A 14,371-nucleotide genomic window follows, 5' to 3' on the forward strand; every position below is an offset into this window, starting at 1 on the left:
ATGCGATCCAGATAGTCGTAGGTATAAGGACGTTGAGGATGACGCGCCAGTTGTGCCACCTGCCATGCGCCTAAATCACCAAAAATCTTTCGCGTCAGCTCAAGGCTTTTTGTTTCCAGTTGCTCAATTTCTTTATCTAAGTTAACCGCGTCTTCTCCACCCCGCTTAGAGACAGCGCGAAGGGCCTCAATTTTGGCTTCTAGTTCTGCGATAGGTTGTTCAAATTCTAAAAAATTAAGACTCATACCAAGAGAATCCTATTGGTCACCGCCAGTGTACGCGTTACGTCACCAGCCTGGCTTAGTTAAACTCTAATTCGACCTGCTCGTTACCGAGCAAGCCTTTCAAGGTGTCGATTAATTCATCGGTTGGCGTTACGCGCCACTCTGCGCCTAAGCGTAACCGCGCGCGCGCATCGTCGCGCTGATAGTAAAGATTCACAGGAACGGTACCGGATCGGTAGGGTGCCAGTGCATCATGAAACCGTTCAAAAAAGGGCGCATCGACCTGCTCAGATGTCATCGATATCCCTAAACAACGCGCATATTTTTCCCGCGCCTGACTAATGTCCATCACTTCACGGGCGGTCATTTTAAGCCCCCCGTTGAAGTCATCAAAGCTGACCTGTCCTGAGACCACTAAAATTCGATCTTTCTCCACTAAATCGAGATATTTGTCGAGCACATCAGAGAAAAGCATCACTTCCATACGCCCTGAGCGATCGTCTAGTGTGAGGATCCCTAATCGAGACCCTCGTTTAGTGGTCATCACCCGAGCTGCGATCACTAATCCTGCCACCGTCGACACCACATCGCGTTTCGTTGCATGAGCATCCTCGAGCCGCCACGTGATATAGTTTTTTAGCTCTTTGCGATAACTGTTGATCGGATGACCGGTCAGATACAAGCCCAGTGTTTCCCGCTCCCCTTCTAACCATACTTTATCTGGCCACGGGTTGGCATGCGCATAGGCATGCTCGACTTCTTCGGGGGCATCGGTCAACACCCCAAACATATCGGTTTGCCCGTAGGCTTCCGCTTGGTGATGTTGGCTCGCAGCACGAATAGCTTCATCGACCGAGGCCATCATCGCCGCACGATGAGGGCCGAGTTTGTCCATGGCACCAGCGCGGATCAGGCGCTCTATCACGCGCTTATTGACTTTTTTGGTATCAATGCGGGCGCAAAAATCAAACAAGTCGCGGAAATAACCGTCTTGCTCTCGCGCGGCGACAATGGTGTCGATAGGGCCTTCACCGACCCCTTTTATCGCCCCAATACCGTAAACAATTTCCCCTTGCTCATTGACGGTGAAATGGTGCAGTCCCGCATTCACATCCGGCGGTAACACCGTCAACTTCATTCGCCGACACTCCTCGACCAAGCCAACCACTTTATCGGTGTTATCCATATCCGCGGTCATTACCGCCGCCATGAACTCCGCCGGGTAGTGAGCTTTCAACCACAAGGTTTGGTAAGAGACCAGCGCGTATGCGGCTGAGTGCGACTTGTTAAAGCCATAGCCGGCGAACTTTTCTACCAAGTCAAAGATCCGCATTGCCAGCTCGCCATCAATGCCGTTGGCAATCGCCCCTTTTTCAAAGATGTCTCGCTGCTTGGCCATTTCTTCTGGCTTTTTCTTACCCATTGCCCGGCGCAACAAGTCCGCCCCACCCAAGGTGTAGCCTGCGAGTGTCTGAGCAATCTGCATCACCTGCTCTTGATAGAGAATGATGCCATAGGTCGGCTCAAGCGTTTCTTTCAACGAGTCGTGTTGCCATTTTTCATCCGGGTAAGACACGACTTCACGGCCATGCTTACGGTCGATAAAGTTATCCACCATCCCAGATTGCAATGGCCCAGGCCGGAACAAGGCCACCAATGCGATCATGTCTTCAAAGCAGTCAGGCTGAAGGCGCTTAATCAGCTCTTTCATGCCACGTGATTCAAGCTGGAATACCGCAGTCGTCTCTGCCTTACGCAGCATCTCGAATGACGCTTGGTCCGCCATGGGAATTGCGGCGATATCAATAGGATCTTTCCCTTGACGCTGTAAACGCGGATTTATCATCCCCAGCGCCCAGTCGATGATGGTCAGCGTCCGCAGACCCAAGAAGTCAAACTTCACGAGACCGGCGGTTTCAACATCGTTTTTATCAAACTGCGTGACCGGATGATGCCCTTCACTGTCGCAATAAAGAGGGGCGAAATCGGTGATCGTGGTGGGTGATATCACCACCCCGCCCGCGTGCTTACCCGCATTTCGGGTTACCCCTTCAAGCATCCGCGCCATGTCAATCAGCGCTTTGACTTCCTCATCGTTGTTATAAACCTCGACCAGCTGAGGTTCGGCGTCGAAGGCTTTCTCGAGGGTCATACCTGGGTCTGGTGGCACCAGCTTGGAAATCCTGTCCACAAAACCATAAGGATGGCCCAACACACGGCCCACATCGCGGATCACGGCTTTCGCAGCCATGGTACCGAAAGTAATGATCTGAGAGACCGCATCACGGCCATACATTTCAGCGACGTGATCAATCACCAGATCCCGCTTGTCCATGCAGAAGTCGACGTCGAAGTCAGGCATAGAGACACGTTCGGGGTTCAAAAAGCGCTCGAACAGGAGATCAAACTGTAGCGGGTCGAGATCGGTGATTTTTAGGGCGTACGCCACCAAAGAACCAGCCCCTGAGCCGCGTCCTGGGCCCACGGGGATATCATTATCTTTTGACCATTGGATAAACTCCATGACGATCAAAAAGTAGCCGGGAAACCCCATTTGGTTGATGACCCCAAGCTCGCGCTCTAGCCGAGCATCATAGTCGGGGCGTCGGCGCGTTCTTTCCGCTTCGTCAGGAAAGAGAAAGGCGAGACGCTCTTCCAAGCCTTCTTGTGAGCGCTTAACCAAATATTGATCAATTTCCATTCCCTCAGTCGGGAAGTTAGGCAAAAAGTACTCATTCAGCCGCACCGGGACGTTACATCGCTTGGCGATTTCTACGCTATTGGTCAGTGCCTCGGGAATATCCGCGAAGAGCTCACACATCTCTTGCTCGGTACGCAAATACTGTTCGGCGCTGTATTTCTTGGGACGGCGAGGATCATCGAGAGTGAAACCATCATGAATCGCAACCCGGATCTCATGCGCATCAAACTCCTCAGATGAAATGAAGCAGACTTCATTGGTCGCCACCACAGGCAAGTCATGCTCGGTCGCGAAATCAACCGCAAAATGGAGATACACTTCTTCATCTTGCCGCCCGGTCCGCACCAGCTCCATGTAATAGGCATCGGGAAAATAGGTTTGATAGAAACGGGCGCATTCCTTAGCCAGTGTTTGATTGCCTTTGAGTAAGGCTTTCCCCAAGTCGCCGCGGCAGCCGCCAGACAACACAATCAACCCTTGTGCATGCTCAACCAACCACTGCTGATCGATCACTGGGCGGTGCTGAATATGGCCTCGGAGGTAGGCCTTGGAGATCAGCAAGGTCAAGTTCTTGTAGCCGGCTTTATCGGTCGCCAACAAGGTAAGCTGGCAAAGCTCCTCGCCAAAGGCGTCAGACTGGACCAGAAAGTCAGCGCCGATAATCGGCTTAACACCAACGTTATTGGCCGTGTTGTAGAATTTGACCAACCCACAAAGGTTACTGAAATCGGTCAGCGCCATGGCGGGCATGCCCATTTCCGCCACTTTTTTTACCAGTGGCGGCACTTTGGACAACCCATCTACCATGGAAAAGTCACTGTGGATGCGTAAATGGACAAAACGTGGCTCAGACATACGGCTCGTTACTTAACGGTAATAGGGCTGGAATTCACCACACGCACTAGTCAATGCCCAGTGCGCGCTTAACAGGTTTAAAACTTTTGCGATGCATTGGCAGAGCGCCATGCTCGGCCAACGCCGCCATGTGGACCTTGGTGGGATAGCCTTTGTGTTGAGCAAACCCATAGTTCGGGTAAGCGGCATCCAACATGGCCATTTCATGATCGCGATCGACTTTCGCCAAGATCGAGGCGGCACTAATTTCTGCTACCCGCAGGTCACCTTTTACCACGGCCTGTGCCGGCATCGGCAAGGATGGTACCCGGTTGCCATCAATTAATGCGTAATCAGGGGTGACCGATAAGCCATCAATCGCACGCTGCATCGCCAGCATGGTCGCATTTAAGATATTCAGCGAATCGATTTCATCAGGCTCTGCGCGCCCCACTGACCAAGCCAATGCTTTTTGTTTGATTTGATCATAGAGCGCGAGCCGTTTTTTCTCGCTCAACTTTTTCGAGTCCGTTAGACCCGCAATAGGCTGAGCCGGATCGAGAATCACCGCGGCAGTGACCACGGCACCGACCAAGGGCCCACGTCCGACTTCGTCGACCCCCGCGATAAGCTGTGCGTCAGGGTAGTGAAAAGGGTGTTCAGTCATGGTCATCTAATAAATTTAATACGGCATTGGCTGCAGACGTATCCGCATCTTTGCGGATGGTGTGATGCAACTCAGTAAAGGTGGTCAACAATGCCTGGTTATCACTGTCTAATTGCGCACTGACCGCGTCAGCCAGTGCGCCTGGCTCACACTCTTCTTGCAGCAGTTCCGGCACTAAAGGCGCGTCAGCGAGAATATTGGGTAAGGAAACATACTGCGTTTTAAGCAGGCGTTTGGCAAGCCATGCCGTGACCGGCTTGACCTTGTATCCCACCACCATCGGGCGTTTAAGTAACATGCACTCTAACGCTACGGTGCCAGAAGCGAGCAGCACCGAGTCGGCGGCGCTAATCACTTGGCGCGCCGTATCATCAACCAGGGTAAATGAAAGCTCTGGCGCGATCGCTTGCCAAGCCTGCTCAAATTGCTGTCGCCGGGTTTCATTAACGAGCGCAACCACAAACCCCAAGTCCGGATATCGCGCCGCCAGTTGCTGACACGCTTGTAAAAACGGCGGAGCTAACATCGACATTTCACTGCCACGGCTGCCAGGCAGCACTGCTAACCAACGTTTTTGGCTATCTAACCCAAGAGCACGCTGCGCGGCGAGTTTGTCCACCTGCATCGGAATGCTATCGGCCATGGTATGGCCAACAAACGCACAAGGCACATTAAACCTATCGTAAAACGCTTTCTCGAAGGGCAAAAAAGCCAGAACCAGATCAGTGGCTGCAGCAATCTTAAAAATCCGCTTTTGCCGCCATGCCCACACTGATGGGCTGACATAGTGAACGGTTTTGATCCCCGCTTTTTTTAATGATGCCTCGAGACGTAAATTAAAATCTGGGGCATCGATACCAATGAACACATCCGGCGGATTGACGGTAAAATGCTTGACCAACGCCGTTTTTACTTTCAGCAAACGTGGCAGTCGTCCTAGCACTTCCACCAGCCCCATCACAGAAAGCTCTTCCATATCGAACAAGCTGTGACAGCCTTGAGCCATCATTCTTGGGCCACCGATACCGACAAACTCAACATTAGGGTGTTGAGCTCGCATCGCTTTGATCAGGCCTTCACCTAAAACATCGCCGGAGATTTCTCCGGCGACGATTCCAACGCGTAATGGACGTTCACTCGGTAACATTAACGAATAACGCCTCGCGTCGAACGCTCAAAGAAGTCAATGAAAAGAGCCAGCGCCGGCTCGCTCTCGGCTTGCTCTGCAAGCTCTTTTTTCACTTCTTCTAAGGTTTTACCGGAGCGGTACATATTTTTATATACCGCCCGAATGGCGCGAATCGCTGATTTTTCAAACCCGCGTCGCTTCAGGCCTTCCACATTAATACCAAATGGCGCGCAATGATTGCCCTGTGCCATCACATAAGGGGGGACGTCTTGAACCACAATCGAGCCACCGCCGAGCATGGCATGGCTGCCAATCACACAGAACTGGTGAATGGCTGACATGCCACCGACAATCGCATAATCATCGACATGAACGTGGCCCGCTAAGGTAGCGTTGTTGGCAAAAATACAATGATTACCGACCACACAATCATGGGCGACGTGGGCATTAATCATAAACAGGTTGTCGCTGCCAACTTTGGTTTCGCCTTTATCTTGGACCGTACCACGGTGCATCGTCACGCTTTCACGAATGGTGTTACGATCACCGATTTCTAGCGTGGTTGGCTCCCCAGCATATTTAAGATCTTGGCACGCTTCACCAATGGAAGCGAATTGATAAATGCGATTGTCTGCGCCGATACGGGTCGGGCCTTTGATCACAACATGTGTCATCACCTCGGTACCTGTACCGATTTCAACCCCTTCGCCAATATAAGAAAAAGCGCCGATTTTTACGTTTTCGCCCAATACGACGCCGTCTTCGACAACCGCAGTGGGGTGAATGTAAGCCGTTTCGTGGATCACAATTAGATCTCTCTTCTTGCGCACTTCAGTTCCGCCGAGCAGACAACCTCGCCGTCTACTTTCGCCACCCCATTAAAGGCCGCAATACCTCGACGCTCTTTAATAAATTCCACCTCAAGCACCAATTGGTCACCCGGTGAGACCGGACGGCGGAATTTCGCATTATCAATGCTTGCAAAGTAGTATAGCTCGTTGTCTTTCGGCTTACCGAAGGTCTTAAACGCCAACAAGCCTGTTGCTTGCGCCATGGCCTCTAAAATGAGTACGCCTGGGAAAACAGGCAATTGCGGGAAATGACCCGTAAATTGAGGCTCATTGACAGTGATGTTTTTAATCGCGTGAAGGTATTGCCCTTCTTCAAAATCGATAACGCGATCAATCAACAAAAAAGGATAGCGGTGTGGTAACAGCTCTTTGATTTCGTTGATATGTAGAACTTTGTTTTCGCGAGTCAAGGTAGTATTCCCGTTCAAATCCAATACTGACTTCATTAACGCAAAACGGCCCGCGTTGCTAAAGCGGGCCTGTCATCTCGGCGTTAATCTTGTTTTTCGAGCTGATTTTCCAGCTCTTTGAGCCGCTTGTGCATCTCATCAATCTTGAGTACACGCGCGGCAGTCTTCCGCCACTCGCGGTTGGGCTGCAACGGAATGCCGGACGAATACATGCCCGGCTCAGTGATTGGCCGCATCACCATCGCCATTCCCGTGATGGTCACGTTATCTGTGATTTCCATATGGCCATTAAACACGCTGGCGCCACCAATGATGCAGTGTTTACCTACCTTGAGGCTGCCTGCCATGACAGTCGCGCCGGCGATTGCCGTGTTCTCACCGATCGATACATTATGCGCAATCTGACACTGGTTGTCGATAATCACCCCATCGGCAATTTCGGTATCATCCAGTGCGCCCCGGTCAATGGTGGTGCACGCACCAATTTCGACCCGATCCCCAATCACAACGCGGCCAAGCTGAGGGATTTTAACCCACTTGCCTTTGTCATTGGCATAGCCAAAGCCGTCCGCACCGATCACGGTACCCGCTTGAATCAAGCAGTCTTGCCCTATCACTACCTCATGATAAAGGGTGACATTCGCCCAAAGCTTGGTCCGAGCGCCCACCTTTGTCCCTTTGCCGACAAAGCAACCTGCGCCGATTTGCACGCCATCGCCAATAAGCGCACCAGATTCAATCACCGCGTTAGGGCCGATGGCAACGCCTTCTCCCAAGACTGCATCATCAGCCACCACCGCCGATGCGGCAATATCGGTGGCACAAGCAGGCGTCGAGTCAAGAATCTGCGCCACTTTGGCATAAGCCAAATACGGGTCTGACACCACCAGCGCATTGCCTTGACAATAAGACAAGTCCCCTTCTTTGAGCATCACGGCGCTGGCGCGGCATAGTGCCAAATTTTTACGATATTTAGGGCTGGATAAGAAGGTGATTTGCCCTTCTCCCGCTGAATTCATCCCTGCAAGCGAGGTTATCGTTACAGCGCCATCTCCGTGGAGCTGTGCATCCAGTTTATCCGCTAATTCAGCGAGAGTAATCGAAACCATGGGCTCCTCGACTTTTATTTAACTGCATTGATCACTTTTTCAGACAAGTCATCGCTTGGGTTAGCGTACAAGACGGCATTGGCGTCAATCACCATGTCATAGCCCTCTTGCTCAGCCACTTGGTCGACCGCTGTCTTGAGCTTTTTGACCAGTTTAGACTCTTCTCGACCACCACGCTTGCGTTGATCTTCTTGGAGCGCTTTCACTTTCAGCTTGTAATCCGACTCCATCGACTGAAGTTTACGTTGAAGCGTCACTCGCTCGTCTTCGCTCATCAGCTCACCATTGCGCTTGAGCTTTTCTACGCCCTCGGAGAGCTTTTCTTTCAAACGCTCAATTTCAGCCACGCGGTCTTTAAATTCACCGCGTAGTTTTTCGTTGAGGTTGTTTTTCTTCGCCAGTTGCGACATCACGGCCCCGGTTGATACGTAGCCCACCTTCTGTGCAGCATCAGCCGCTGATGCGTACATGGACGTCGTCAATACCGCGACACTCAGTCCCGCTGCTTTCAAAAATGATTTCACAATAGTCTCCTTTCTGATCATCAGAATGTGCGCCCGATCGTGAAGGTAAAGAACTCTTCATCGTCGCCAGGCTGGCTTGTAATAGGTTTTGCGATGGAAAATACCAAAGGTGCCATCGGGGACATCCACTGCAATGCCATACCATAAGAGGCACTGATATTGGATGGATCTGAGTAGTCTTTTGTGCCTGCGGGATAGCCCATGTTGATAAGTTCTTGGCGATCAAACTCAGTGTCCCACACTGAGGCGGCATCAATAAACACACTGGTACGGATTTGCTCGCGTGCTTCCTCTGAGGCAAACGGCGTTGGCACAATCAACTCAGCACTGGCGCGTGCCATGGCGTTACCACCGACGGCGTCACTCGAGCCATAGCTACCTTCTGAGTACTCCACGTCTCCGTCTGACTGCTCAGATCCTCCCTCCGACTTGTCTTTGTAGACCGCTTTCGGGCCTACCGTATTCGAACGGAAGCCACGCAGTGACGAGAAGCCCCCCGCGTAATAGTTCTCATAAAACGGCAGCATGTGATCTTGGCCATTGGTTTGGCCATAACCGTTACCATACGCAAGTCGGCCACGCATCAACAGCGTAAACTCGTGCTCTTGTGTCAGCGGCACGTATTGGCGGATGTCATACTGCATTTTAAAGTACTGTACATCCGAGCCGGGTACCGTCATCCGATACGATGCGCGTTGGTAGTTACCTGCGGTTGGGAAATAGCCGCGGTTGAGGTTATTGCGCGTCCAGGATACTGAAATATCAAAGTCGTCAACTTCCAGGCCTTCATTGTGATTAAGATTATCTTGGTGAAGGTCTAAGAACTTATCAATTTGATAATAACTGCCGAGGTTCTCAATCTTGTTGTGCGTGTACCCTAACGAGAAATCAATCGAGTTCAGCTCATCAGTCCAAAAACCCCAGGTGAGGTTGGTACCGTAACTTTGGTTGGTGTACTCAACGATGTTGGCGTCGCGCGCTTCAAATTCGTTATAGAATACCTTACCGCCTAGGCTTACACCGTCGAGCGTAAAGTAAGGGTCACGGTACTCAAGCGTCAGGTTTTTGCGATAGTCGTTGACCATGGCGTTGATACCAAAGCGGTTCCCCGTACCAGCAAAGTTATCTTGCTGTAAGCCGAGCTGTAAGCTCGCGCCTGACTCGGTGCCATAACCGATACCAAAGTTGATGCTGCCTGAGTTAGCTTCTTTAACTTTGTAGTTAACGTCGACTTGATCATCCGTGCCGGGTACGCGCTGAGTGTCCACTTCAACATTCTGGAAAAAGCCGGTTCGACTGAGACGCTCTTTACCACGGGTAACCGCTTTTGAGTTAAGCCAAGTGCCTTCAAGCTGTCGCATTTCACGGCGCAATACTTCATCTTTGGTGGTGGTGTTGCCTGAAAAACGGACATTGCGCACGTAAATACGCTTACCTGGCTCGACATTGACCGTTAACGACACTTGCTGATTGTCATCATCAAAGCTGGGTAAGGTGTTCACTTTGGGGTAGGCAAAGCCTGTCTCGCCTAAGTGGCGTTTGATCGCCTCTTCAAGTGCAGTCACTTTATCACCGTTATAGGTATCACCACGGGTGAAGGTGACTAATGAACGGTAAATCTCTTCATTCTGTGGATCACCACGAAAGTCCAAATCAGCGACCTGATAAGGCTTGCCCTCGTTGACATTCAAGGTGATGTAGACCCCTTTTTTGTCAGGTGAAATAGCCACTTGTGTCGACTCAACACGGAACTTAAGGTAACCGCGATTGAGATAAAAACTGCGTAGTTTTTCAAGATCGCCTGCAAGAACCTGTTTTTGGTACTTTTCGTTGGCGAGGAAATTCCACCACGGCACGTCGGCACGCAAATCAAAATTATCACGCAGCTGCTCATCACTGAACACATCATTGCCGACAAAGTTAATTTGCTCAATTTTGGCCGATACGCCCTCAGTGAAAACAAATTTCAAATCGGCACGATTACGCGGCAAGGGGGTGACCACCGCTTTCACCGACGCACTGTACTTACCGACGCTGTAGTAAAAGTCTTCAAGACCTTTTTCGATTTTGCTCAGTTGGGTGCGATCGAGCGCTTCACCGACACGAAGGCCTGACGATGTCAGGTTCTCTTTTAGCTGCTCTTCCTTAATCGCCTTATTCCCTGAAAAGGAAATACTGGCAATGGTCGGGCGCTCTACCACTTTGACCAGCAGTGCTTCATCATCGCGGTAAACTCGCACATCCTCAAAGTTACCAGAGGCAAAAAGTGCATTGATAATGTCAGCCACATCGTCGTCGTCCACTTTGTCGCCGACACGCACTGGCATTGACAACAAAGCGGCCCCTAGACTGACTCGTTGCAGTCCCTCAAAGCGGATATCGCTGACTTGAAATGTGTCAGCATGCGCCATACTACTGCTTACTAAAAGAGACGCTATTAATAGTTTTTTCATCGCCATCTGCTATCTGACTTATCCTTGAATACTAACCGTTTAAAGTCGGGCGAAGTCGTTAAACAATGCCACTGCCATTACCATCATCAACACGGCAGCGCCGATTCGATACCCAAAGTCCTGCACACGCTCCGATACCGGTCGCCGTGTGACAGCCTCAATCCCAAAGAACAGCAAATGGCCGCCATCCAATACGGGCAGAGGGAGTAAATTGATAATGCCTAGGTTCACACTAATCAGTGCCATAAACCCTAAAAATGAGATCAGCCCGATCTCCGCGGTCATCCCCGCGCCTTTTGCTATCGATATTGGGCCACTCAAGTTATTCACCCCAACATCGCCGGTAATCAGTTTTTTGATCATATTGACCGTCATACTGATCACTTGGCCTGTTTTCCCCACTGCCTCCGGTATCGCTGCGAATGGTCCATACTGTTGGGTGAATCGATATGACTCGGGCCACTCGTCCATTTGTGGCGCAATGCCAGCATAGCCTGTGACCTCACCATGACTGCGACGCGCATCCGGCGTTAATACCACAGATTGACGCTGCCCCTGTCGCAATATTGTCAGCGACAGGGTTTGGTCTGGGCTCGCTTTAATCACCTCGACCAAGCGCTGCCATGACGACAGCTCGGTATCAGCCACTGCAATAATTTTGTCGCCTTGCTTGAGACCCGCTTGCTCTGCCGCGCTTCCTTCTACCACTTGCGCGATCGATAAAGTAATCGCAGGGCGATAGGGGGTGATCCCCAGCGTCGTCAGAGGTGATTGGTGCTCTGGGTCAAATTGCCATTGGCGTAAATCCAGTTGATAGTCTCTGCCATAACTGGACGTTGGGCTCGGTTTGGCGGTGAGGGTCATGCTCTCATCACCAATGTGACCAATCAACGCAAAATTAACAGCTTGCCAATCAGCGGTTTCGACGCCTGAAACCTGGGTTAGTTCCATACCTGGTTCAATTCCCGCTTCTGCCGCGATCGAATTGGGTGCAATTTCACCAATCACAGGTTTGACGGCAGGAACACCTATCATCATCACCAGCCAGTATGCAAAAACGGCAAATACGAAATTAGCGATGGGGCCAGCGGCAACAATAGCACTGCGCTGCCACAAAGGCTGGTTGTTAAATGCGCGTGGTTTATCGGCATCCGGCACCGCTTCGATGCGCTCGTCCAGCATTTTGACATAGCCGCCAAGGGGGATCGCGGCAATCACATATTCGGTGCCATCCTTACCAAGTTTCCGCCACAATGCGCGACCAAAACCAATGGAAAAGCGCTCCACTTTCACGCCACAACGGCGAGCCACCCAAAAATGGCCGAACTCGTGAATCGCAACCAGTATGCCCAACGCGACGATAAACGCCGTTGCATTCCATAGAAACCCGCTCATGGTGCCACCTTAGCAATCTGCTCATTTGCAGTGATGCGCGCTATTCTATCCAGCTCAAATAAGCAATCCAAGCTTGTTGGCGTAGGAAGCGAGGACTGGGTCAAAACCTGTTCATTGATACGCGCAATATCCATAAACCCGATTTTTCCTGCCAAAAAGGCTGCCACCGCCTGTTCGTTGGCCGCATTCAAGCTCGTCGTCGCCGCTTGTCCTTGCTCGCAGGCCGCGATCGCGAGCGATAAGCAGGGATAACGTCGAGCATCCGGTGCCATAAAGGTAAATTCGCCAATTTGGGTAAAATCCAGCGGCGCAACGGAGGCATGAACACGCTCAGGGTACCCCATCGCATGAGCAATAGGGGTACACATATCTGGCGTCCCTAATTGTGCTAACACCGAGCCGTCACACATTTGCACCATGGAGTGGATCACTGACTGAGGATGGATCACCACCTCTAGCTGTTCAGGCTTGGCGTTGAATAACCAACGCGCTTCTATGTATTCCAAGCCTTTATTCATCATGGTGGCTGAGTCGACTGAGATTTTAGGGCCCATCGACCAGTTCGGATGTGTGACTGCCTCTTCGACGCTCACACTGGCAAGACTTTGCGGATCGCGATAACGGAACGGGCCACCAGAGCCGGTTAACAGGATTTTGCTGACCCCCGCGGCATGAAGATCGCAACGCCCAGGTGTGTGTTGAACCGCCTGCGGCAAGCATTGAAAAATGGCATTGTGTTCACTGTCGATAGGGAGCAGCTCGGCGCCATATTGATAAACGGCATCAATAAAGAACTGTCCAGACATCACTAAGGCTTCTTTATTGGCAAGCAGAACACGTTTGCCCGCCTTCACCGCCGCCATGGTCGAGGATAACCCTGCCGCCCCGACCACGGCAGCCATCACCATATCTACCTCAGGTAGCGAAGCCAGTTGACACAGCCCCTCCTCTCCAGCAAGCACCTCGGTAGCTAGGCCTTTGCTCGCGAGTCTTTTTCTGAGCTGCTGAGCCGCGTCGTGGTCGGCCATCGCCGCATAAGCGGGCTGCCAATAAAGACACAAAGCGGTCATTTTTTCCACATTGGTATGGGCAGCCAGTGCCACTACCTCATACTGCTCAGGGTTCGCTTCAACCACTTTCAATGTGCTTGAACCAATCGAACCTGTCGCGCCTAACACGGTGATTTTTTGCATTTCAACGACTCGTTTCACTTAATTCGCAAACGCGAAGTACAACACGGTAAAAACAGGGAATGCCGCCGTCAGACTATCAATACGATCGAGAATGCCGCCGTGACCGGGCAGCAGGTTCCCGCTGTCTTTAATCCCTGCCACACGCTTAAACATGCTTTCCGCGAGATCCCCCAATACCGACGCAAGGGCCGTCACCATTGCAATCGCCAACAAGATACCGAGGTTGGCAAAATGCAGCTCGAGGACATGGGCGCCAAGCCAGGTCACACCAACCGCTGCGGAAAGTCCACCCAGCAACCCCTCTAGGGTTTTATTGGGGCTCACCGCCGGTGCCATTTTGTGTTTGCCAAACTTCTTTCCGGCAAAGTAAGCACCGCTATCCGCACACCAAACCAGCACAAACACCAGCAGTACTAATTTAGCGCCGTAGTAAGTGGAAAACTGATAATCCGCTGCACGCAATAACAATACACTCCACATAAAAGGAAGCATGGTGAGCAGACCAAACACCAGGCGAAGTAGTTTGCTATGGGTCCAATAGCTGCCTGAGCGTGGGAATGCGAGCACGAGGACAGTGGCAAACAGCCACCAAGCAGCGCCTGTTGCAGCGACCGCAAAAGGCGGTAAACGTACGTGCCCCAATGCCATGGCGTCAAAAGGGAGAGCAAACAGAGACAATGCCAACGCAGCAGCGGGAATGATAAAAGTAAGCAGTCGTGACGACGCTGAAACAAATTGCGTCCACTCCCAAAGTCCAATAAGCGTGACGACCGCTATCGCTGCCACAAAAGCAGGAAACGGTAAGTAGAAGACGCCCGCGACCACTAACGGGACTAAAAAGGCCGCGGTTAAAACTCGTTGTTTGAGCAAACTGATTCCTC

General features: G+C 51.5%; 11 protein-coding genes and 1 pseudogene. All 12 read right to left on the bottom strand.

Annotated features, from left to right (window positions below; genetic code table 11):
- Nucleotides 1-245 (bottom strand): annotated as a pseudogene (locus BZG73_RS00005) (acetyl-CoA carboxylase carboxyl transferase subunit alpha); the annotation flags it as partial.
- Between the two features lie 55 nt (nucleotides 246-300).
- Nucleotides 301-3,780, bottom strand: coding sequence for a DNA polymerase III subunit alpha (gene dnaE, locus BZG73_RS00010; RefSeq protein WP_077578863.1), 3,480 nt, complete (start codon nucleotides 3,778-3,780; stop codon nucleotides 301-303).
- Between the two features lie 46 nt (nucleotides 3,781-3,826).
- Nucleotides 3,827-4,426: a ribonuclease HII gene (gene rnhB / locus BZG73_RS00015; protein ID WP_046074188.1), complete on the bottom strand. Its 600-nt coding sequence runs from the start codon at nucleotides 4,424-4,426 to the stop codon at nucleotides 3,827-3,829.
- On the bottom strand, nucleotides 4,419-5,573 hold the full coding sequence (gene lpxB, locus BZG73_RS00020) for a lipid-A-disaccharide synthase (RefSeq protein ID WP_077667283.1): 1,155 nt from the start codon (nucleotides 5,571-5,573) through the stop codon (nucleotides 4,419-4,421). The genes rnhB and lpxB overlap by 8 nt, the downstream gene beginning before the upstream one ends.
- Nucleotides 5,573-6,361 carry an acyl-ACP--UDP-N-acetylglucosamine O-acyltransferase gene (gene lpxA / locus BZG73_RS00025; RefSeq protein WP_046074186.1) on the bottom strand — a complete coding sequence of 263 codons (789 nt, stop codon included), beginning with the start codon at nucleotides 6,359-6,361 and terminating at the stop codon, nucleotides 5,573-5,575. Before lpxA ends, lpxB begins: the two co-directional genes overlap by 1 nt.
- A gap of 2 nt (nucleotides 6,362-6,363) precedes the next feature.
- Nucleotides 6,364-6,816, bottom strand: a complete 453-nt coding sequence (fabZ, locus tag BZG73_RS00030) for a 3-hydroxyacyl-ACP dehydratase FabZ (protein WP_046074224.1) — start codon at nucleotides 6,814-6,816, stop codon at nucleotides 6,364-6,366.
- Between the two features lie 83 nt (nucleotides 6,817-6,899).
- Nucleotides 6,900-7,925 (bottom strand): UDP-3-O-(3-hydroxymyristoyl)glucosamine N-acyltransferase, encoded by a 1,026-nt coding sequence (gene lpxD, locus BZG73_RS00035; protein ID WP_077667284.1) that lies wholly within the window; start codon nucleotides 7,923-7,925, stop codon nucleotides 6,900-6,902.
- Between the two features lie 14 nt (nucleotides 7,926-7,939).
- Nucleotides 7,940-8,449 (bottom strand): OmpH family outer membrane protein, encoded by a 510-nt coding sequence (locus tag BZG73_RS00040; protein WP_077667285.1) that lies wholly within the window; start codon nucleotides 8,447-8,449, stop codon nucleotides 7,940-7,942.
- A gap of 20 nt (nucleotides 8,450-8,469) precedes the next feature.
- Complete coding sequence (bamA, locus tag BZG73_RS00045) at nucleotides 8,470-10,908, bottom strand: outer membrane protein assembly factor BamA (protein ID WP_077667286.1); 2,439 nt, start codon at nucleotides 10,906-10,908, stop codon at nucleotides 8,470-8,472.
- A 33-nt stretch (nucleotides 10,909-10,941) separates the two neighbouring features.
- Nucleotides 10,942-12,297, bottom strand: a complete 1,356-nt coding sequence (gene rseP / locus BZG73_RS00050) for a sigma E protease regulator RseP (RefSeq protein ID WP_077667287.1) — start codon at nucleotides 12,295-12,297, stop codon at nucleotides 10,942-10,944.
- Nucleotides 12,294-13,490, bottom strand: coding sequence for a 1-deoxy-D-xylulose-5-phosphate reductoisomerase (gene ispC, locus BZG73_RS00055; protein WP_077667288.1), 1,197 nt, complete (start codon nucleotides 13,488-13,490; stop codon nucleotides 12,294-12,296). Before ispC ends, rseP begins: the two co-directional genes overlap by 4 nt.
- Before the next feature lie 18 nt (nucleotides 13,491-13,508).
- On the bottom strand, nucleotides 13,509-14,360 hold the full coding sequence (locus BZG73_RS00060; protein WP_077667289.1) for a phosphatidate cytidylyltransferase: 852 nt from the start codon (nucleotides 14,358-14,360) through the stop codon (nucleotides 13,509-13,511).
- Between the last annotated feature and the right edge of the window lie 11 nt (nucleotides 14,361-14,371).

It is taken from the genome of Salinivibrio siamensis (genome assembly GCF_001996005.1).
GTDB classification, from domain to species: domain Bacteria; phylum Pseudomonadota; class Gammaproteobacteria; order Enterobacterales; family Vibrionaceae; genus Salinivibrio; species Salinivibrio siamensis.